This window comes from Sporosarcina sp. FA9 (assembly GCF_051550205.1).
Classification (GTDB): domain Bacteria; phylum Bacillota; class Bacilli; order Bacillales_A; family Planococcaceae; genus Sporosarcina.
Genome location: NZ_CP188819.1, coordinates 3,398,031 through 3,419,177, shown reverse-complemented (window position 1 = coordinate 3,419,177; position 21,147 = coordinate 3,398,031). Strand labels below are relative to the sequence as shown.

The window sequence follows — 21,147 nt, the reverse complement described above, 5'->3', positions numbered from 1 at the left end:
AGGATAGATATAAGCCGAAATAAACGGCTTGTACCTATCTTTTTTAATGTATTTATTTTCTAAATGGCCACCAAACACCTCTACCGAATGAAATAGTAATTGCTGGAATGAGTAGCGGCAAGATAATATGCCCGTATACAGACCAGTTATCTCATATAACCAAAGCTTTTTCTGTGGTAAACTAAATTATAGGCAAAGCTAATTATATAGTGATGGAAATTCAATATAGAGAGGGAGTAAGAAAAATGGACGGACGTAATCGAAGTGATGTAAAAGTGGGTTTGAAAGTAGCAGTGATATTGAAGAAAGATCAGCGGTCAGGAGTAAAAACTGAGGGCGTTGTAAAAGATTTATTAACGAATTCCAGTTTTCATCCGCATGGCATTAAAGTTCGTCTGGTGGACGGACAAGTTGGTCGGGTAAGTGAAATTCTAGGTTAGATTTTGTCGTCTTATTATAAAGGAGGCAATTCATATGGACTTTTTGGGAAAACTAGGAATTAAACACCCTATTATTCAAGCACCAATGGCTGGGATATCGACACCTGAATTTGTAGCGGCGGCATCCGAAGCGGGTGCACTCGGATCGATTGGAGCAGGGTATTTATCGGCAAACGACACACGTGATTTTATTCGGGATGTGAAAAAAAGGACATCTCAACCATTTGCGGTAAACTTATTTGTTCCTGAACATACAGAGTATAGTGAGGAAACAATTCAAGAAGCGTATGAAGCGCTGCAACCAATAGGTAAAGAGTTGGGTATGTCTAAATGGAATGCACCAATTTCGAAGTCTGAATTTGACGAACAAGTTCAAGTAGTCATCGAAGAGACTGTGAAAGTTTGTTCATTTACATTTGGACTACCGGATGAAAGCACAGTAAAACGGCTGAAAGAAAACAATGTCTTTCTAATTGGTACCGCTACAACAAAAGAGGAAGCCGAGCTCGCTGAGGAAATCGGAATGGACGCTGTCGTTTTACAGGGAAGCGAAGCGGGTGGTCATAGGGGATCTTTTTTGGGTGAACTAAGACTGATTTCTTTGGATGAGTTGATGAAAGAAGTACTCTCGTCGGTTGGAATTCCAGTAATTGCGGCAGGTGGTATTGCAAATAAAAAACGCAAAGAATTCTTGCTATCCCTTGGTGCTGAAGCGGTTCAAATAGGAACGATGCTAATCGCAGCCGATGAAAGCGGAGCACACGAAATGTATAAGGATGCAGTAATAAGCGCAGAAGAAGGATGTACTGAATTTACCACTGCGATTTCTGGCAAAACTGCAAGGGGCATAGGCAACCGCTTAATGAACGAATTAAAGGGGAAATCGATTGCTCCTTATCCCTATCAAAATGATTTAACGAAAGCGGTTCGAAAAACAGCACAAGAAAAAGGGAATCCAGAATACATGTCCCTTTGGGCTGGTGAAAGTGTACATTTAAGTAGAAGAGGCACAGTAGAGGAGATCATTAAAACACTTCTGTAACTAGTTGACTGAAAATAAAGATTTCTATATCAAGGGAAATGGAGTATACTTACGCAAATACACATTTGAAATTTAAATGTTGAATGCCTTTAAGGTGGGATACTCTAATGACTGATTTACTCGTTGTAATGCTGGAGAGAGTCGGAATAATTGTAGCGGTAGCATTCATCTTAACGCGCTTTGACTTTTTTAAAAATATGGTAAACCAAGATAGGTTAGACCGAAAACAGGAAGTTACGGCGATTCTGTTTTTCGGTTTCTTTGGTATTATCGGAACCTATTTCGGAGTTGCTTTCAATACCAATACACATCATCTAAACAGTGTGACTCAGGCATTGTCAGGGGACGAAGCGATTGTGAATTCACGTGTCATTGGCGTTGTTGTAGCAGGTCTTTTAGGCGGTTATCGTCTAGGAATCGGTGCGGGTCTGATTGCTGGATTACATCGCATGACGTTAGGTGGATTTACGGCTTTTTCTTGTGGCCTTTCCACAATCATTTCGGGTATTGTTGCAGGAGCGTTTTATAAGCGCGGTAAAAACGTCAAACCAATGACTGCATTTTTAATAGGAGCACTTGCAGAAGGGATGCAAATGGGCCTTATTTTGGTGCTTTCAAAGCCGTTTGAACAGGCGTGGTTGCTCGTTCAAGCAATTGGCTTACCGATGATTCTCGCAAACGGAGTGGGTACAGCCATCTTCCTTCTTATTGTCTACAATGTGATTAGTGATCAGGAAAGAACGACGGCATTGCAAGCACAAAAAACATTGCGTATCGCGAACCAAACTTTGGGATATTTGAGAAAAGGTATGACAAGCGAGACAGCATTAGCAGTGTGTAAAATTTTACATAGGGAGTTGCAACCAAGCGCTGTAGCAATGACGGATAAAGCGGAAATATTAGCACATGTTGGTTTAGCGAGTGATCATCACCAAGCACATCGTCAAGTACAAACACAAATTACAAAAGATGTACTCCAAAATGGTGAACTCGTCGTTGCAAGCGGGGATACACTTCATTGTATGGATGAAGAGTGCCCGCTTGGTTCAGTAGTGATTGCCCCATTAAAACAGCGTGGTGAAACAATTGGTACATTAAAGCTTTATTATCCGTCGGAAAAAGCAATAACAGATGTCACTATCGAACTCATATCTGGACTGAGTTCATTGCTTAGTGATCAATTGGAAATTGCAAATGCTGAAGTGGCTTATCAGCTTGCAAAAGAGGCAGAAATAAAAGCGTTGCAGGCTCAAATAAGTCCTCACTTTTTATTTAATACGATGAATATTATTGTTTCTTTAATACGTACCGATCCCGACCAAGCCCGTAAACTGCTTACCTCACTTTCTTACTTTTTACGTCAGAACTTGGAAGGGACGACAGCAGTGAAGGGTACTTTAGAACAGGAACTTCTACATGTTCAAGCATATTTACAAATTGAAGAGGCAAGGTTCATCGATAAATTAACGATATCCTTTGATGTAGATGACACGGTTCTCCATGAGATGTTGCCACCGCTCACTCTTCAACCTATTGTCGAAAATGCCATTAAACACGGTATTAAAGATATGGATAAAAACAGTAATGTAACTATTAGTATACGAACTGCAGGCACATCCGTTGAAATTATTGTTGAGGACAATGGGACAGGAATCGAACCCGAACGGCTCCTTGAAATAGGTTTTTCTCCCATCGAATCGACCACCGGAACTGGAATGGGTTTATATAATGTCAATAGGCGCCTAATTATGACGTTTGGAGAAGAGGCTGCTTTACAAATAAAGAGCGAATGCGACAAAGGAACAACCATATCATTTTGCATTCCCAAAACGGAGATGGATAACTAATGCGTACCATTCGAACACTAATAGTAGATGATGAAAGATATGCTAGAGAAGAGCTGATGTATTTACTAGGAAAGTATCCTTCGATTCAAATTATAGGGGAAGCCGAATCTGGAGAAGTAGCGATAATGAAAGCATTGCAGCTTCAGCCTGACGTTGTTTTTTTAGATGTTGAAATGCCGAAGATGAATGGAATGGATGTTGCAAAAGTTTTTTTGGAATTAAAAAAAGTACCTATTATTATTTTTGCAACGGCATATCCCCAGTTCGCAGCGGAAGCTTTTCGTATAAATGCAATCGATTATTTATTGAAACCATATGACGAAGAACAGCTAAAGCAAGCAATTAGTAGAATTGAGAAAGGTATTTATCCTACTGAAAAAATAGACACAGCAAGTAACCTTGGGAAAATGGCAGTTGAAAAAGATGGTGAAATTGATTATATTCTTATAAAAGATATTTTGTACATGTACCGAGAAAACAAAACCACTAAAATCATCACGCATAAGAATGATTATGAAGTCCGGACCGCTTTAAAGGAATTGGAAAGTCGATTGATTCCTTTCTCATTTTTTCGAATCCATAAAAGTTATCTTGTAAATATGATATATATAAGTCGTTTAACGCCTTGGTTTAATGGAGCCTATCAGCTAGAACTGGACGGAAGAAAAGAGAAATTGTCCGTCAGCCGCAATTATGTGAAAGATTTACGCCAGCGACTCGAAATGTGATCTGCACGTTAAATCGGTATAGCTACATGTTAATCCTTTTTTTAAGCATGTTGGGAAAAAACAAACTACTTTCTGAAGATTACCTCTAAACTAAATGAAAGCGTAACCAATTGAGGAAGGGGAGTTTTCATGTATACATTTTTATTTGGGGTAGCACTACTAATTGTCGGATATTTCACGTACGGTAAGTTCGTTGAAAAAGTTTTTGGTGTTAAAGAAGATCGGGCTACTCCAGCTTATACGAGCGGAGACGAAATGGACTATGTACCAATGAAAACAAGTAAAAATTCATTGATTCAACTTTTAAACATTGCGGGGGTGGGTCCAATATTCGGACCAATCATGGGTGCGTTATATGGTCCTGTGGCGTTTATATGGATTGTTTTCGGTGCGATTTTTGCCGGTGCAGTTCATGACTATTTAACAGGTATGATTTCAATCCGTAACCGCGGAGCACACTTGCCGGAACTTGCAGGTAAGTTTTTAGGTAAGTTTATGAAACATGTCGTTAATGCATTTGCAATCCTATTGTTATTGCTAGTAGGTACGGTATTTGTTTCTGCACCAGCAGATCTACTTTTCAATTTAATGGGCGGTTGGATGCCACTCGGTTTCATCATTGCCGCAATCTTTATTTACTACGTTTTAGCAACACTATTACCAATTGATAAAATTATCGGCAGAATCTATCCGTTTTTTGGTCTATTGCTTGTAATTAGTGCTCTTGGAGTTGGAATTGGAATGGTCGTTACAGGTGCAAAAATTCCTGAACTAACATTTGCAAACTTACACCCAGGTAATATTCCGATTTTCCCATTACTATTCCTTACAATTTCTTGTGGAGCATTGTCTGGTTTCCATGCGACACAAACACCAATTATTTCTAGAACTACAAAATCTGAAAAACAAGGACGGAAAATTTTCTACGGTATGATGATTGCAGAAGGTATTATTGCAATGATTTGGGCTGCAGCAGGTATGTCACTATTCAATGGCCCAATCGGGTTAAATGAATTACTAGCAGCCGGTGGACCAGCAATGATCGTAAGTGAAGCATCCGTTATGTTATTAGGTGCTGTAGGTGGAACAATTGCAATTCTAGGTGTTATCATTCTACCAATCACATCTGGAGATACAGCATTCCGTAGTGCACGAATGATTATTGCAGACTATTTTAAATTAGGCCAAATTAAGTTTTCAAGTCGTCTTTGGATTGCAGTTCCATTATTCGTAATTTCAGTTGCACTTACAAGAGTTGATTTCACGATTCTATGGCGCTACTTCTCTTGGGCAAACCAAACAACAGCTGTAATTGCATTGTTTGTTGCGGCCATGTATCTGTTTCTTGCAAGGAAGAATTACTGGATTGCACTTATCCCAGGAACCTTTATGCTCATGGCGACTATGACGTATATTTTAAATGCGAGTATTGGTTTTAGATTGCCAATGAATTATGCGATTATGGGCGCAACATTTATATCCATAATTCTTGTGTTAATATTCTTCGTAGCGGCCCGTAAAAACCGCGGTGACGACAGTATTCTACTTGAGGAAGACGTCTCGGGTTGGGGCATCAAACCACTTTTAAATAAGTAAGTTAGAAATATAAGAAGAGGCTACTCCAAAGGGCGAACAGCTCAAGTGGGGTAGTCTCTTTTTGTATTAGGTATAGACTAAATTTGAAAACAATGATAATTTGAAATAAGACTATAGAATATATCAATTATGGATAGATGACAGTGGGGGACTAAATGAGAAGATACATAGGGGAAATTGGTCTTATTATTACCGCAATCATTTGGGGTAGTGGATTTGTCGCGAGTGCTGTAGCGTTGGATCATTATACGCCGTATCAAATATTGGCGGCTAGATTTTTAATGGGAGTTTTAATTTTAAGTATTGTTTTTTATAAAAGGTTTAATAAGACTACTAGAAGTACAATGATAAAAGGCATGATATTGGGAGTTTTCTTATACTTAGCTTTTGTACTTCAAACTGTAGGACTTCAATACACAACGCCTTCAAAAAACGCTTTTTTAACGGCAATTAATGTTGTAATTGTACCTTTTATAGGGTTCGTTATTTACAAAAAAAGACTCGATGTATTCGAGCTAATTGGAGCTGTGATGGCCGTTACAGGTGTTGCGGTTTTATCACTAAAACTTTCGTCTGAAATTAATTTCGGTGATATGCTCACGTTAGCATGTGCATTTGCTTTCGCATTTCATATATTTTATACAGCAAGGTTTGTTCGGAATGAGGATCCTGTATTAATAACGATTATTCAAATGGCAACAGCTGCAATTATCTCGATTATCGTTGTATTGTTTAAAGGAGAAACTACCTTTGCTATGGAATCGGCTGGTTTGCTACCCCTTATTTACTTAGGTATTTTTTCAACAACGCTTGCATTTTTGTTGCAAACAGTCGCCCAGAAATATATATCCGAAACGAAGGCGGCAATTATTTTATCAACAGAAGCTTTTTGGGGAATGCTTTTTTCAGTACTCATATTAAGTGAAGTACTGACAGGTAAAATGGCAATTGGTGCAATCCTAATACTAGGCGCAATTATTGTATCCGAGACGAAATTCAGCTTTTTAGGCGGGAAGAAGTTGTATATTGAGAAGAAGTAAGGGTTTGTGCTTCCCGAGTTCGGGCAGCGTTGGATAGTTCATTTCTCGGCTGCATTTTGTTCGGTTTTTCATAGGTCTTTCCTCGTGTTATGCGGATATAACCGCCAATGTGTCGGATATAATGACGCAACTGTCGGATATAGTACTAAAAGGTGCGGATATCTCACTTAAACTGTCGGATATAAATGAACAAACCTTATAAAAATTATTATCCTATAGAATAAGAGCCTTCCTTTGTCGGAAAGGCTTTATTTTTTTCGCTTGACTCTCACGTTACGTCATACTCTATAGTTTGTAAGTGAAAGGAGGTTATTGCGGTGAAAGTAAAAGAAGTTTCGCAGTTAACGGGAATAAGTGTACGTACACTGCATCATTATGATGACATCGGGCTGCTTGTGCCAGATCATTCAACGGACGCTGGATATCGAATTTATTCCAATCATAATATAGCAACTTTGCAACAAATTTTGTTTTTTCGCGAGCTTGGATTTCCGTTAAAGAAAATAAAGGAATTGCTGACAAGTCCGGCATTTGACCGTCTAGAAGCTTTTGAAATGCAGCGGAAAATGCTCATCGACAAACGAAGACAATTCGACGGGATGATTGAAACAATTGAGAAGACGATATTAAATGAAAAAGGAGAGGTATCCATGACAAACGAAGAGAAATTTAAGGGCTTTGACTTTACTGAGAATCCATATGAACAAGAAGCAAGAGAACGCTGGGGCGATAAAGCAGTTGATGAATCAAATAAAAAAGTGTCGCAATTTGGAACCAATGAAGCAAAAGAAATGAATAAAATTTACTTCAACCTGGCGAAACTGCGTCATTTGGATCCACAGTCAGAAGAAGCACAAAAGGGAATTAGTGAATGGTATGACTTTTTAAATAAAATAGGTACCTACTCGTTGGAAGCATTCGCGGGATTAGGTCAAATGTATGTGGATGATGAACGATTTACGAAGAATATTGATGCGTTTGGCGAAGGGCTTGCAGTGTTTATGAGGGATGCAATGGGTGTGTATGATGGAAAGAAGTTGTGATTGAAATTGGAGATTCCGATATAGGTTTAATGGAAATGCCGTTTGGCCTTTTGGCTGAACGGCGTTTTTCACTTAGTTGATCTGACCGAAAGAAATATAACATACATTATATAAGGTGTAGAATAGGTGAATCTTTATAGATTAATAATTACAATGCTATTTTTCATTAGATATGAGATAATGAAGTAACTCAGAATTATCCATCGATAAAAAAACAACCGTCTTTGCGTAGAGAACAGTATCGACCTCTATGCATTTTTAATTATTACAAGAAATAATCTTTGGAAATGAAACTAATAGCTATGATAAAACGTATAATACAGTATAGAGAAAAATTACGACTGAAATCTTAGTGAAATTCCACCTCTCGTCGGTTCTGAGAAGAGTTTGACTAGTCCATAATTGGAATGGGGAATCCAGTGGGGGCACTGTCTCCCGACGAACGGGAAAGCAGGGGGAAGGGCCATGGGAAAAACGATTTATATTGTATTAACGGATACTGGAACTGTTTTGTCCAAGATGATTGGCATGTATACTCGAAAAGATTTTAACCATGCATCGATTGCATTTGATGAGCAGTTAACTGAAGTGTACAGTTTTGGCCGAAAATATCAAAGCAATCCTTTTATTGCAGGATTCGTTAAAGAGAATGTTGCGGAAGGTATATTTCGTGATGCCAGTTGTGCAGTTTTAAGTTGGAAAGTATCTGAAAGTGAATTTGAGCGCATTCGATTTAAAATACGCCATATTGAACAAAATAAAGAACAGTATAGATTTAATTTCATAGGATTATTTGGTGTTGCTGTAAATAAGGGAATCGATCGTGAGCGTGCTTATTTCTGTTCACAATTCGTTGCCACAGTCCTGAATGAAAGTGATTTGCCGATGTTTTCTGTATCACCAAGTTTAGTACAACCGCATCATTTTTCGAAAATTAAATGTTTTAATCATGTTTATGAGGGCGATTTACATTCGTATTTAGATATGGCAAGAGGTCGAGAAGAACGACGCACAGCGCATATGAGTGGTTGGAAGAGTCTTGTGTTTCGAATACTAGCGTAATGTATGGCTTCTGGACTTTGTCCCACCTAGTGGAATGCGTCCACCAGGAACGGAAATTAACAGTATTCGAACATAAAAAACTGTTATTAATAACAGACCTTTTAGGCGACCTCCTTTATCCAGGTCGCATTTTTGTTTTCGCTATTGTGGAAGAAACATGCGATAATGGAGAAAACGATGGAATGGATGACAATATGACAAAAACAATCGATTTACAAGTAAATGCAAGAAATATTGCTGATTTTAAAAAAGGCTATCCGCTAATTTTGAAAGATGCCATTATTAATTCTGATGTACTGACAACCGAAGGAACTATCGTTCGCTTACTTGACAAAAACCGACAGTTCGTCGCAAAAGGGTATTACGGTATTCAAAATAAAGGAATTGGCTGGGTACTTACTAGAAGAGAAGAGGTCCAAATTGATTTTGACTTTTTCGAATCAAGAATTGCAGCGGCATTCGCGCGTCGTGAGGAACTCTTTGAAGATCCAAATACAACGGCGTTCCGTGTATTTAACGGTGAAGGCGACGGTATTGGTGGACTAACAATTGATTATTTCGATGGTTTCTTTTTAGTTAGCTGGTACAGCGAAGGCATTTATTCAATGAAACACCATGTGTACAGTGTGTTTGATAAAATTATCGAGTATGAAGGAATTTACGAGAAATTGCGATTCGATACGTTGGGTCAATATATTGAACAAAACGACTTTGTTAAAGGCGAGCAAGGTGATTTCCCTATTATTGTAAGAGAAAACGGTATGAAATTTGCGGTTAATTTAAATGATGGAGCTATGACTGGAATCTTTTTAGATCAAAGGGATATGCGTAAAGTCATTCGCGATAATTACTCCGAAGGAAAGAATGTTTTAAATACATTCTCATATACTGGAGCATTTTCTGTAGCGGCAATGCTCGGCGGCGCAAAGAAAACGACAAGTGTGGATCTCGCCCAACGAAGTCTAGCGAAAACAATTGAGCAATTTAGTGTGAATGCTATAGATTATGAGCAACAAGATATTAAAGTCATGGATGTTTTCGACTATTTCCGTTACGCAAAACGTCATGAGCTAAAATTTGATCTTGTTATTTTGGATCCACCAAGCTTTGCGCGTTCGAAGAAATATACATTTAGTTCAGCGAAGGATTATCCTTCACTTCTAGTAGACGCGATTGCGGTCACTGAGAAAAATGGCGTGATTGTGGCTTCGACAAATAATGCGAGTTTTGGAATGAAGAAATTTAAGACATTTATCGAAGAGGCATTTAATGAAGCTGGTTCTAGATATAAAATACTTGAGGAATCTACATTGCCAAGAGATTTCCGTACAAACCGTGATTATCCTGAATTCAACTATTTAAAAGTTGTTGTGATTCGGAAAACAAAATAAGTAACAACGAAAAAGCCATTGTCATTTTTTATTGACGATGGCTTTTTCTCTTATATTCAAAGTTTAGTATAGAGTGTCTTTTGAGCTTTTAATCGGCAGTCATTATCTTTTATCGTAAATACTCATTATTTCCAATATAATAAAGGATAAATGAATAGAATTGGAGAAGAACTACAGGTGATTAGAACTGAGGTGGAATTTTGACCGAAGCAATTATACATGGAATCATTCTTGCATTTGGACTCATTATTCCGTTAGGTGTCCAAAACGTTTTTGTTTTCAATCAAGGAGCATTGCAACCAACGTTTATAAGAGCCTTGCCCGTTGTTATTACTGCTGGTATTTGCGATACAATTCTAATAGTCGCAGCTGTGTCAGGGGTATCTCTTCTCGTTCTATCGTTTGCCTGGTTGGAGAACATTATATTTGGTGTTGGAGTTATTTTCCTGCTGTATATGGGACTCTTTTTATGGAGGAGTAGTACCACTACTGCCAAAGTGGCTGGTGAGATATTCTCAACAAGAAAGCAAATCCTTTTCGCCGCTTCCGTATCACTCTTAAATCCACATGCTATACTCGATACGATTGGGGTTATTGGTACAAACTCGTTAACGTATTTCGGGAATGAAAGATGGGCTTTTACATTAACTACAATTGTTGTTTCATGGCTTTGGTTTTTAGGACTAGCTATCTCTGGAAGGTATTTTGGAAAGTTAGATTCAAGTGGCAAACGAATGGGTCTTTTAAACAAAGTATCTGCATTAGTTGTATGGGGTGTAGCCGTTTATATGGCAATAAAACTATTGGGAAATCTTATGATTACATAATGAACATGCCGTACTTGGATAACACGAGTGTGGCATGTTTTTGATTATTAATCATTTAGTTTTGCATTTAACTTGTCGGCGCCTGTGTGGAAATAATGAATGTTGTCTGGTATTAAAATATGTAGCATTTCACCATCTCCCTCAATCGAATGGAACTTATATATATATAAAATGTATGTGTTTTCGGCGTTTTTCACACTTTGGTGACAATTTCTTTTGTCACCAAAGTGTCGGATGACAAACTGTGCCATCTTTAGTATTCTAATAGCAATAGATTGTGAAGTTTTTGTGAGGAGGGTTCAACTATGAAACGGATAGTGTTACTTCTTTTAATTGTAGTTACTATGGTTGGTTGTTCAAATGTGTACAGCGCAGACGAGGGTTATCGTATGTCGTTAATTAACTATAGTTTTCCAATTCCAAAAAATTCGAGTGAAATTAAACCTGAAGCATGTGTTGGTGAAATATCAAAGTCTTCCAAATATAAATTAAAAGGTATTGGCGGAGATGAAAATGGACCACCCGAACATTATCTTAATGAGATTATGGAGTGGGGTTGGGAACCTGTAGAAGAAAAAAGTAGCGATATGATTCGCTTCTATAGTAAAGAAAATAAAACGATTTGCGTGTTGTTTAATAAGAATGTTTTCGATGTATATGAAATCACAGCTGAAAAATGAACTAAGAGGGATCCATGATAAGTGGATTCTTTTTTTTAATAAAAAGTCTAGAAGGATTTACGTAGTTTGAAGGACTTGTGCTTTGGAATATCAAAAAAAAGTAGGCTAAAGGTCGCTCTTTTATGAATGGATTCAAATTATGCCATAGGAATTTCTGCGGTTTTTTGTGTGGAATTCTAAGCGAATCTTGTAGAATTTACTGAAAGCATTGTATAGCTTCACCGAAAGTTTCTATAAAGAATCAAAAAATAGATGAAACCTTTCTAATGTGAAAACGTATATATAGCACGAGGAAAACAAGTTGGGAAAGTACCCGGAAAATGGGGGTTAAAAATGACTCTCCCAATTTGTAGTCTCATATCATATGTAGTAATATTTAGAGTAAGATTGAGATTAGTTTGAGCAAAAGATACGTATTCTGTCTGAATAATGGAGGAGTGTTTCATTTGGCTATTATATTGCAAAAAGGGCAAAGAATTGATTTAACTAAAGGTCGTCCTGGACTTGAGAAAATCACTGTTGGACTTGGTTGGGATCCGATTGAGCAGAAGTCGAAAGGGCTACTTGGCGGGCTTTTTGGTGGCGGTGGTAGTGGTTCAAATATGGATATTGATGCTTCAGTCATAATGCTAGAAGATGATAAGTTTCTGAATAAAGAAAACCTGATTTACTTTGGTAATTTAAAGAGTAAGTGCGGTAGTATTGCACACACAGGTGACAATACTACTGGTGAAGGCGATGGAGACGACGAGCAAGTAATTGTTGATTTGAAACGTATTCCAGCCAACATAAATAAACTTGTTTTCGTTGTTAATATATACGATTGTGTAAAGCGTAAACAAGACTTTGGACAAGTTGAAAACGCATTTATCCGCGTAATGAATTCGTCCAACAATGAAGAATTACTAAAGTTTAACCTTTCGGAAAGTTATGCAGGATCTACAAGTCTAATTGTTGCGGAAATTTATCGACATGGTAGTGATTGGAAGTTCGGAGCGGTTGGAACAGGTTCCACGGATCCAGGCTTGTCTCAAATGGTTAAGCGTTATTCTTAAATAGTAAGCAACATTCAATAATACTGTTATACAAAACTAATATAAAAGAGGAAGAGGTTGACTAAATGGCTATTTCACTAAGTAAAGGACAAAAAATAGATTTAACGAAAAGTAATCCGGGATTATCGAATATTACTGTGGGCGTAGGCTGGGATACGAATAAGTATGATGGTGGACAAGATTTCGATCTTGACTCATCTGTATTCTTACTAGATGCAACTGGGAAATGCGCAAATGAATTGGATTTTGTTTTCTTCAATAATCTTGAAGGCGGAAACGGTTCAGTCGTTCACACTGGAGATAATTTAACAGGTGAAGGCGAAGGCGATGACGAGCAAGTTAAAATAAGTTTGGCAAATGTACCCGCAACGACTGAAAAAATTGCTTTTGCAATCACAATCCATGATGCAGAACAGCGCAGTCAAAACTTTGGACAAGTATCCAACAGCTATGTTCGAATTGTCAACGATGCGAATGGCGAAGAGCTTATTCGTTATGATCTTGGAGAAGATTTCTCAATCGAAACAGCGGTCGTTGTTGGGGAATTGTATAGACATGGTACTGAGTGGAAGTTTAATGCAATCGGTAGCGGTTACCAAGGTGGACTTACTTCACTTGTAAAAGATTATGGACTTCAAGCTTAATATATTAGGTTCGTGCGTAGCCCGCTAAATAATCTATACTGGGCTACTTCAATCGACTATTGTTACTGGGAGTGATATAAATGGCGATTATTTTGTCAAAAGGTCAGAAAATCGATTTAACGAAGACGAATCCAGGTCTTGTAAGAGCAGTTATTGGACTTGGTTGGGACACGAATAAATATTCAGGTGGACAAGACTTTGATTTAGATGCTTCGGCATTTCTTGTAGATGGTTCAAATCGTTGTCAGAACGATCATGATTTTATCTTTTATAATAATCTTGAACATCCAAGCGGAGCGTTATTGCATACAGGGGATAACCGAACTGGAGACGGGGACGGGGACGATGAGCAAGTGATTGTCGATTTTTCAAAAATCCCAGCTTACGTAGATCGAATTGGAATTACAGTAACGATTCACGATGCTGATGCAAGAAGTCAAAACTTTGGTCAGGTAACAAACGCTTTTGTTCGACTTGCGGATGAAGCGACAGGCGAAGAGTTATTACGTTTCGATTTAGGCGAAGACTTTTCGATTGAAACAGCTGTTGTCTTTTGTGAACTATACAAGCATGGAAACGACTGGAAATTTAACGCGATTGGCAGCGGTTTTTCTGGTGGTCTGGCTTCACTTTGTCGGAATTACGGTTTAGAAGTTTAAAGGATTTCTTATACTAGTCGATTTAGTTAAGCATCAAGCCTCCGCAGAAAAACACATCACTTCATTCATTTACAACAGGAGGAACTAATGGAAATTCTTAATGGTATAATAAGTACGTATGCGGCTTTTTTTGACTGGGATATGTGGGCAAGGGTATTGACCGATCCTGTAAGTTGGGGTCTAATCGGAACGCTAATCATATTAGAGGGTCTACTATCAGCAGATAATGCCTTAGTTTTAGCCGTTATGGTAAAACATTTACCAGAAAAGCAACGGAAAAAAGCGTTGTTTTATGGATTACTGGGAGCCTATGTATTCCGTTTTATTGCAATTGGAGTAGGTGTCTTCTTAATTCAATTATGGTGGGTAAAAGTTTTAGGAGCAGGTTATCTCGCTTGGCTATCGATTAAGTACTTTATCGATAAATCCAAAGAAAATGCTGAAGAAGGCGAGATTAAAGGTGTCAACAAAAAAGGGATATTAATCCGTCTTTTCGGCACATTCTGGGGTACGATTGTTGCAGTAGAAATAATGGATATTGCATTTTCTGTAGACAGTGTACTTGCAGCTTTCGGTGTCAGTGAACAAATTTGGGTGCTACTGCTTGGTGGAATGCTCGGAGTGCTCATGATGCGAGGAATTGCAGGTGTATTCTTGAAGCTGATTGATAAAGTACCAGAACTAGAAACGACTGCGTATATTTTAATCGCAATAATCGCTATGAAAATGGGCTTAAGTGTTATTCATATTGAGATTAGTCACTATGTGTTCTTTGGTATTTTGGTTGTTACATTCATAGCAACATTTATCGTTCACCGTATTAATTTGCGTAAAGTTGCAGTATAAAGAGATTGAAAAGGAGGAGGCCTGTGTCTTCTTCTTTTCATTTATAGAAATATGAGCATGGGGAAGGTGAAATGAGTGAGATATTTTAATGACTTACCGGCAATGCATAAAGAAAGTTTGTTTTATCATCAACCCAAAATGATAACCAAGTTTACTGACAAAAAAAGCTTATCCTACAGCCTTGGTCCTATATTGTATATGCCTGCTACGAGATTGGACATTGCTGATTTAATTATTAAGAACAAGTTCAAGGCATTAATAACACTCGTTATTTGTTTGGAAGATGCAGTCGGTGATTTAGAAGTTGAAATTGCTGAAGACCTTTTAATAGAACATATGAAAAAGATTGATAGTGCTGTTCAGGATGGACTGTTAACGCAGGAATCCACGCCACTTATTTTCGTTAGAGTGAGAAGTGTAGAGCAAATGTCCTCAATTGCGGGTCGACTTGGCGATGCAGTGAAAAGTCTTGTAGGATTTGTGTTTCCAAAGTTTTCTTCAGAAAATGCAGAAAGTTATCTCGCTGGGCTTCGCTTAATAAATGAACAATCCGGTTCGATCCTTTACGGTATGCCGATTTTAGAATCGCCTCATGTACTTTATAAAGAGCGACGGTTGGACGAGCTTCTATGTTTGAAAGAAATCGTTGACCAATACAATGATCTGGTACTTAATATACGAATTGGTGCTACAGATTTATGTGGATTATATGGTCTCAGAAGGGATAATGAAACGACGGTCTATGAAATTTCAATTATTAATGAGCTTATTACGGACGTCGTAAATATATTCAGCAGAGAACCAGGTGGATATGTGGTATCGGGTCCGGTTTGGGAACATTTTTCGTCAAATGACCGTATTTTAAAACCGCAATTACGGGAAAAACCATTCCACGATCATCTAGGTTCAGAAGGGTTGCTTCTCAGAAAAGAATTAATTCGAAAAGACTTTGATGGACTTATACAGGAAACATTGCTTGATAAAGCGAATGGTCTAGTTGGGAAAACGATTATCCATCCGTCGCATCTTTTGCCGGTTCAGGCATTACATGTAGTTTCGAAAGAAGAATATATGGATGCGCTGGCGATTGTTACACAGGCAACTGGTGAAAAAGGTGTCTTTAAAAGCGAGTTCCAAAACAAAATGAATGAAATAAAGCCCCATTTAAACTGGGCACAAAAAGTATTAATTAAGTCGGACATATATGGGGTGTACAATGAAGACAGCACATTCATCGATTTATTATCCGAGCCGGTATACACATAAGGTTGACGAAAGTTTAGTTATAGAAGTAGCGCTAACGAAAAACCCTTATGAGCTTCCTGCAGAAACGTTATATGAGATGGCCGCACGTATTAATAAGAAACGCTCTTTTTTATTTGTCAGTAAAGTACTTGGAAAACATATTCCAACTCGGCCCGAAATTCCTTTAATAGCTTCTGCCCTACTTGCTACCATTTACTATGAAGGTAAAACAGGTAAGCTAGCGAATGAAAGTGTACAACTTGTCGAAGCATTGAAAGACGGTTCAAAGGCGAAAACAAAGGCGGCATACTCTGTAGTAAAAGACCTCAACTATTCACTTGGTGAACCGGTAATTTTTATAGGATTCGCGGAAACTGCAACCGCACTTGGACACGGCGTCTTTGAAAGTTTTTCTGACGCGGATTACATTCATTCAACAAGGGATTTACTTCTGAATCAGGAAGTGACTCTTTATTTTGAGGAAGAGCATTCTCACGCGACGGATCAGCGATGTTATGCACCGGAACGATTTTTAAATAATACGAAACCAATTTGTCTTGTTGATGATGAAATCACAACTGGGAAAACAGCCTTAAATATTATAGCATCTATTCAGAGACGGTATCCCCGAAAAGAGTATTCGGTGTTGTCAATATTGGATTGGCGAAGCGAAGAGGATCGTCATTTATTAAAAGAATTTGAAGTGGAACATGGAGTAACCATTCATACGTACTCGTTAATGTCTGGTGAAATTCAAGAAGTTGGAACTCCTTCGTTCGACAAAACCGAAGTTCATTCGGAGAAAAAGAGTAATATAAAAAAGATTATTAATCGCATCAGCCTGTCATCATTACCGACATATCTTCCACATGAAATGCACGTTTCAGTTGACTCTCTTGGAGTCGAAAACAAATCACCTTTTTCCGCACTGACTGGAAGGTTTGGAATACATTCGGATAGCAAGGAAGAAGTTGAGGCATTTTGCAAGCGTGCGGGAATGTATTTGCAATCGTATCGGAAGGGAAAGAAAACACTTTGTCTGGGAACAGGTGAATTCATGCATTTGCCGATGAAAATTGCTTTGTATATGGGGAATGAAATTTTATATCATTCTACATCAAGAAGTCCGATTTATCCGATTAATCGAGAGGGTTACCCAATAAAGAATCGCTTTTCTTTTAAAAGTCCTGATGACCCACAGGTAATGAATTTTACGTATAATGTTACCGAACAGGATTATGATGAAGTATTTCTGTTTTTTGAAAGGCCAATTGATGATGATAGACTTCAACCCATGTTGGAGCAGTTTAGTGAAATACCTGTTATTCATATTGTAGATTTTACTTAAAAAGGGGTGTTTAAATGCCGCAACAAGAGAAGGTGAAAACGCTTTTAGGAAGCTATTCTTCTGATGACGTCATTTTTTTATTAAAGGATCTTTCAGAGATAGACTTGGAAAGAGGTTTAGATGAGAGAGAAAAAGCAATTCAAAGTGGTATTCATTATTCGGAAATGCTTCCAGTAGAATACGAGCCAACGGATGATTATTTAAAACTATTTTATGAGTCGCTTACTATGTATAAACAAAAAGTGGCTGTGGCTGTTGGTACAGTTACTGAACTTCTTATCGAGAAAAAAGGACGTAATATTGTCTTAGTTTCGCTTGCTCGGGCAGGCACGCCAATTGGTATTCTGATGAAGAGATATGTGGAAATGAGATACGGTATTAATGTTCCTCATTACAGTATTTCAATTATTCGTGGACGCGGTATAGATGAAAATGCGATGTTGCACATCATTGATACTCATCCCAATCAACAAATTGTCTTTGTGGATGGGTGGACTGGGAAAGGCGCCATTGCTATAGAGTTGACGCGGTCAGTAGAGTCATTCAAGGAAAAGTATGGAGTTGCCCTGGATGACGAGCTTGTTGTATTGGCGGATCCTGGTTACTGTTCGTCCTTATACGGTACAAGAGAAGACTTTCTCATTCCGAGTGCTTGTTTAAATTCAACCGTTTCAGGTCTTGTGAGTCGAACAGTATTGAATAGCAATTGGATCGGTGGAACAGATTTTCACGGCGCGAAAGTTTACTGGGACCTCATAGAAAAAGACGTTTCGAATCATCATATAGACGTGATTACTGAAGAATTTGCTAATGCGGGACCATTGATTAGTAAAGAGAAAGAAGCGTTGTTGAAAACGGATATGACGCCTACTTGGAATGGGTTACAAACTATTGCATCAATCCAAGAATTATACGGCATCGATGACGTTAATCTAATTAAACCTGGTGTTGGAGAAACAACACGCGTCCTTTTACGTCGTGTTCCGTGGAAAATTCTTGTGCAAGATGAAAATGATCCGCGGTTAAAACACATTTTCCAATTGGCAAAAGAACGCAGTGTTCCTATAGAGGTTTATAAGGATATGGTTTATACTTGCTGTGGGCTCATTAGGCCTTTAGATATGGATTTATGATGTTTGGATGCGACTTGGATGGCACGCTTATTTATTCTTACAGATCTTTTGGTAAGGAAAAAATAGACTCGCCGATTCGTTGTATAGAAACGAATAAAGGAAAAGAATTATCATTTATGACTGAAAAGGCAATTATGCTTTTGCATGATCTTTCGGAAAAGATGATGTTTATTCCGGTAACTACAAGAACAATTGAACAATACAATCGTATTACGCTTTTTAAAGATGAAATCCGTCCTACCTATGCTGTTGTTTGCAATGGTGGTGTTGTTTTAAAAGATGGACAAGTAGATCTATATTGGCAGGAATATATACGTACAAAAGTTTCGAACGGTAAAATATCAGTTACAGACATTAAACGCAAAATAGAGGAAACGTCTGATGCCACATGGCTCGAATCGATTCGTGTAGTGGATTTATTTTTTATATGTATAATTATTAACCCCGACTGTACACCCCTTCATATTCTTGATGAATATTCAAAGTGGGCAGAAGAAAATGATTTGTTATTCTCGATACAAGGTCGAAGAGTTTACTTTATTCCTTCATTTATTAACAAATGGGATGCAGTTCAGTATATTGCCAAAAAAGAAGACAAGAAGACAGTTTTTGCAGCAGGTGATTCCCTACTTGACGTCGATTTGGTTGAAAAGTCAACGTTTGGTTTAATTCCACGACATGGGAGTGCGGCAGCGAAATATGCTCATCTTGGATTGACGCAGAAAAAAGGTGTTTCGGCTGCAGAAGAAATTATTGAAATGATACTTTCGAGAGCAGCCGGGTTCAACTTTTAATATACGTTAATGAGACCGGCTTACACTTCTTCTTTTGCCTTGAAAAAATAAAGGGGGAGTTGTGATGATTAGAAAACCGGTTCTTAAAGGAATAGATTATACAAATTGGGCATCTGAACTGGTGAAGCCGATTACAAGCCGGGCCGGTTATCAGTTAAATGAAGACAGTATACAGTACAGTCGAATTGCTGCGCGTGTCCTTGGAACGGGCTTTGACGAAACTGAATACTTGATATCACTTCACGGGGTGAGTCAAATACCAGGTGTGTACATATTATCTGAAACACTTGATAAGACAATGCCGTCGCAACGTTTTCAATCCATTCAACGTATCTATGACCTAATTCAGGAACAGCCAAAACTTTCAATCAATCGATTTGTTGCATTTTTGGAAGGGGAACAGCTCCTCCCTAAATACGGAACCGATTCGGATTTTAACAGATTAGTTCGGTCTGCACTTATTGATGTGTTTAAATTGTTTCAAGAAAACCATGTAGGGGGATTCAATCATCCTGAATTTCGACGCGTCTTTTTGGATCTTATTAAATGGACGTGGAACCATTTAGATCCATGGATCAAAGAGAAATCGGTTACGGAGGATATCCCTCATATTGTCTGGTACGGTGATATGAATAAAAGTCAGGCTTACTTTTTATATTATTTGTTACTCCTAGGTCTTGATGTTGTTATACTTCATCCAGAGGGGAAAGATGATTTTAAAGAAATTGATCCTGATAATAAGTGGACTGTTATCGCAAGTTATCCAACTAAAATGACGATGCAGCCGTTTCCATTAGAAGAACCTCAACGTCAAGGAACCGTTGCCTACCGTGCATCAAAAGAAATAGATCATGTTTTGCATCATGAAGGTTCTGCTTTTATCAAACCATGGCAGTTTAGAAATCACTTACCTGTAACGGTTACGCTGAAAACGACGTACGATGAAATCTTTTTACTCGCAAAAGAAAAAGCCTTTATTCGTCCAAATTTTTCATCGAATGCAGAGGAAGTTAAAATCCCATCTTTGTTCACTAAAGTTTCCGGTGTTTCGGCAAACCGAAAAGATTATTGGGATAAAATGCACAAACTACTTAGCTATCCAAACAGTATACTTGTGAAAAACTTTCCACATATAAAGGAAAGTAGAGCAAATAACCAATATCACTACCAACACTCACTGGGTAAGGATGGTCGGTTAGATCCTGAAAAAATGATGAAGAGCAATTGGTGGCAGTACCACCATCTTCATGACGGAGCACAGAGAGGAATTGCGTCAGCGATATCTAGAATGTGTGCTAACCCAAGAATGAAGGCTATGCACGGGGAAAGTGAAGAGCAAATTCGACTTTATCTGTTTACACAGGCAATTATCATTCCCGAAGAATTGTTGAATATTATGCAGACATTCGATTATTCTCAGGATATTCCAAAGATGATTTTATATAATAATGAACTAAACGGTATTTTGTCAAAAGCGGATGCTGCACTTTTATTAGTATTGAATGAGTTTGGGCTCGATATTGTTTTATACAATCCGCCGGGGCACAATGATCTAGAACCATTTATTGATAAAGAGTATTTTGATCATCATTTATTGGACGATATGGTGTTCGACCTATCGTTTCAGGATAGAAAAAAAGAAATACCTATTGTTGGCGGCTTTTTAAATCGATTTTTTAGTGGAAAGGACTGATTGTCATAGAAGGTATAAAAGATTATGAAGTTGA

20 protein-coding genes are annotated in these 21,147 nt (G+C 38.0%); all 20 read left to right on the top strand.

What is annotated here, in order from left to right:
• Window positions 1-245 precede the first annotated feature (245 nt).
• Window positions 246-440, top strand: a complete 195-nt coding sequence (locus ACP8HH_RS17450; RefSeq protein WP_438313476.1) for a YwbE family protein — start codon at window positions 246-248, stop codon at window positions 438-440.
• Window positions 441-474: 34 nt separating this feature from the next.
• Window positions 475-1,482: an NAD(P)H-dependent flavin oxidoreductase gene (locus ACP8HH_RS17445; protein WP_438313475.1), complete on the top strand. Its 1,008-nt coding sequence runs from the start codon at window positions 475-477 to the stop codon at window positions 1,480-1,482.
• Window positions 1,483-1,589: 107 nt separating this feature from the next.
• Window positions 1,590-3,329, top strand: coding sequence for a LytS/YhcK type 5TM receptor domain-containing protein (locus ACP8HH_RS17440; protein WP_438313473.1), 1,740 nt, complete (start codon window positions 1,590-1,592; stop codon window positions 3,327-3,329).
• Window positions 3,329-4,057, top strand: coding sequence for a LytR/AlgR family response regulator transcription factor (locus ACP8HH_RS17435; RefSeq protein WP_438313471.1), 729 nt, complete (start codon window positions 3,329-3,331; stop codon window positions 4,055-4,057). The genes ACP8HH_RS17440 and ACP8HH_RS17435 overlap by 1 nt, the downstream gene beginning before the upstream one ends.
• A 129-nt stretch (window positions 4,058-4,186) precedes the next feature.
• Window positions 4,187-5,653 carry a carbon starvation CstA family protein gene (locus ACP8HH_RS17430; RefSeq protein WP_438313469.1) on the top strand — a complete coding sequence of 489 codons (1,467 nt, stop codon included), beginning with the start codon at window positions 4,187-4,189 and terminating at the stop codon, window positions 5,651-5,653.
• Between the two features lie 155 nt (window positions 5,654-5,808).
• Window positions 5,809-6,693, top strand: a complete 885-nt coding sequence (locus tag ACP8HH_RS17425; protein ID WP_438313467.1) for a DMT family transporter — start codon at window positions 5,809-5,811, stop codon at window positions 6,691-6,693.
• Window positions 6,694-7,004: 311 nt separating this feature from the next.
• Window positions 7,005-7,736 carry a MerR family transcriptional regulator gene (locus ACP8HH_RS17420; protein ID WP_438319242.1) on the top strand — a complete coding sequence of 244 codons (732 nt, stop codon included), beginning with the start codon at window positions 7,005-7,007 and terminating at the stop codon, window positions 7,734-7,736.
• A 465-nt stretch (window positions 7,737-8,201) separates the two neighbouring features.
• Window positions 8,202-8,798, top strand: coding sequence for a hypothetical protein (locus ACP8HH_RS17415; protein WP_438313465.1), 597 nt, complete (start codon window positions 8,202-8,204; stop codon window positions 8,796-8,798).
• 194 nt (window positions 8,799-8,992) lie between these two features.
• Window positions 8,993-10,189, top strand: coding sequence for a class I SAM-dependent rRNA methyltransferase (locus tag ACP8HH_RS17410; protein ID WP_438319241.1), 1,197 nt, complete (start codon window positions 8,993-8,995; stop codon window positions 10,187-10,189).
• A gap of 200 nt (window positions 10,190-10,389) precedes the next feature.
• Complete coding sequence (locus tag ACP8HH_RS17405) at window positions 10,390-11,016, top strand: LysE/ArgO family amino acid transporter (protein ID WP_438313463.1); 627 nt, start codon at window positions 10,390-10,392, stop codon at window positions 11,014-11,016.
• Between the two features lie 305 nt (window positions 11,017-11,321).
• Complete coding sequence (locus ACP8HH_RS17400) at window positions 11,322-11,696, top strand: hypothetical protein (RefSeq protein WP_438313461.1); 375 nt, start codon at window positions 11,322-11,324, stop codon at window positions 11,694-11,696.
• Window positions 11,697-12,142: 446 nt separating this feature from the next.
• Window positions 12,143-12,751, top strand: coding sequence for a TerD family protein (locus ACP8HH_RS17395; RefSeq protein WP_438313459.1), 609 nt, complete (start codon window positions 12,143-12,145; stop codon window positions 12,749-12,751).
• Between the two features lie 65 nt (window positions 12,752-12,816).
• Entirely contained in the window at window positions 12,817-13,395 is a 579-nt protein-coding gene (locus tag ACP8HH_RS17390; RefSeq protein ID WP_438313457.1) for a TerD family protein, read from the top strand.
• Window positions 13,396-13,475: 80 nt separating this feature from the next.
• Window positions 13,476-14,054, top strand: coding sequence for a TerD family protein (locus ACP8HH_RS17385; RefSeq protein WP_438313455.1), 579 nt, complete (start codon window positions 13,476-13,478; stop codon window positions 14,052-14,054).
• 87 nt (window positions 14,055-14,141) lie between these two features.
• The gene (locus ACP8HH_RS17380; protein WP_438313453.1) at window positions 14,142-14,900 is read left to right on the top strand and encodes a TerC family protein; all 759 of its coding nucleotides are present in this window, start codon (window positions 14,142-14,144) and stop codon (window positions 14,898-14,900) included.
• A gap of 75 nt (window positions 14,901-14,975) precedes the next feature.
• Window positions 14,976-16,166 (top strand): HpcH/HpaI aldolase/citrate lyase family protein, encoded by a 1,191-nt coding sequence (locus ACP8HH_RS17375; RefSeq protein ID WP_438313451.1) that lies wholly within the window; start codon window positions 14,976-14,978, stop codon window positions 16,164-16,166.
• Complete coding sequence (locus tag ACP8HH_RS17370) at window positions 16,117-17,493, top strand: phosphoribosyltransferase family protein (protein ID WP_438313449.1); 1,377 nt, start codon at window positions 16,117-16,119, stop codon at window positions 17,491-17,493. Before ACP8HH_RS17375 ends, ACP8HH_RS17370 begins: the two co-directional genes overlap by 50 nt.
• 14 nt (window positions 17,494-17,507) lie before the next feature.
• The gene (locus tag ACP8HH_RS17365) at window positions 17,508-18,626 is read left to right on the top strand and encodes a cysteine protease StiP family protein (protein WP_438313447.1); all 1,119 of its coding nucleotides are present in this window, start codon (window positions 17,508-17,510) and stop codon (window positions 18,624-18,626) included.
• Window positions 18,623-19,420 (top strand): HAD hydrolase family protein, encoded by a 798-nt coding sequence (locus tag ACP8HH_RS17360; RefSeq protein ID WP_438313445.1) that lies wholly within the window; start codon window positions 18,623-18,625, stop codon window positions 19,418-19,420. Before ACP8HH_RS17365 ends, ACP8HH_RS17360 begins: the two co-directional genes overlap by 4 nt.
• A gap of 64 nt (window positions 19,421-19,484) precedes the next feature.
• Window positions 19,485-21,113 (top strand): YceG family protein, encoded by a 1,629-nt coding sequence (locus ACP8HH_RS17355; protein WP_438313443.1) that lies wholly within the window; start codon window positions 19,485-19,487, stop codon window positions 21,111-21,113.
• Window positions 21,114-21,147 lie beyond the last annotated feature (34 nt).

Coding starts and splice junctions, on each gene's coding strand:
- ACP8HH_RS17450 (WP_438313476.1), top strand. CDS start 246: ATGGACGGACGTAATCGAAGTGATGTAAAAGTGGGTTTGAAAGTAGCA.
- ACP8HH_RS17445 (WP_438313475.1), top strand. CDS start 475: ATGGACTTTTTGGGAAAACTAGGAATTAAACACCCTATTATTCAAGCA.
- ACP8HH_RS17440 (WP_438313473.1), top strand. CDS start 1,590: ATGACTGATTTACTCGTTGTAATGCTGGAGAGAGTCGGAATAATTGTA.
- ACP8HH_RS17435 (WP_438313471.1), top strand. CDS start 3,329: ATGCGTACCATTCGAACACTAATAGTAGATGATGAAAGATATGCTAGA.
- ACP8HH_RS17430 (WP_438313469.1), top strand. CDS start 4,187: ATGTATACATTTTTATTTGGGGTAGCACTACTAATTGTCGGATATTTC.
- ACP8HH_RS17425 (WP_438313467.1), top strand. CDS start 5,809: ATGAGAAGATACATAGGGGAAATTGGTCTTATTATTACCGCAATCATT.
- ACP8HH_RS17415 (WP_438313465.1), top strand. CDS start 8,202: ATGGGAAAAACGATTTATATTGTATTAACGGATACTGGAACTGTTTTG.
- ACP8HH_RS17410 (WP_438319241.1), top strand. CDS start 8,993: ATGACAAAAACAATCGATTTACAAGTAAATGCAAGAAATATTGCTGAT.
- ACP8HH_RS17400 (WP_438313461.1), top strand. CDS start 11,322: ATGAAACGGATAGTGTTACTTCTTTTAATTGTAGTTACTATGGTTGGT.
- ACP8HH_RS17390 (WP_438313457.1), top strand. CDS start 12,817: ATGGCTATTTCACTAAGTAAAGGACAAAAAATAGATTTAACGAAAAGT.
- ACP8HH_RS17385 (WP_438313455.1), top strand. CDS start 13,476: ATGGCGATTATTTTGTCAAAAGGTCAGAAAATCGATTTAACGAAGACG.
- ACP8HH_RS17380 (WP_438313453.1), top strand. CDS start 14,142: ATGGAAATTCTTAATGGTATAATAAGTACGTATGCGGCTTTTTTTGAC.
- ACP8HH_RS17370 (WP_438313449.1), top strand. CDS start 16,117: ATGAAGACAGCACATTCATCGATTTATTATCCGAGCCGGTATACACAT.
- ACP8HH_RS17365 (WP_438313447.1), top strand. CDS start 17,508: ATGCCGCAACAAGAGAAGGTGAAAACGCTTTTAGGAAGCTATTCTTCT.
- ACP8HH_RS17360 (WP_438313445.1), top strand. CDS start 18,623: ATGATGTTTGGATGCGACTTGGATGGCACGCTTATTTATTCTTACAGA.
- ACP8HH_RS17355 (WP_438313443.1), top strand. CDS start 19,485: ATGATTAGAAAACCGGTTCTTAAAGGAATAGATTATACAAATTGGGCA.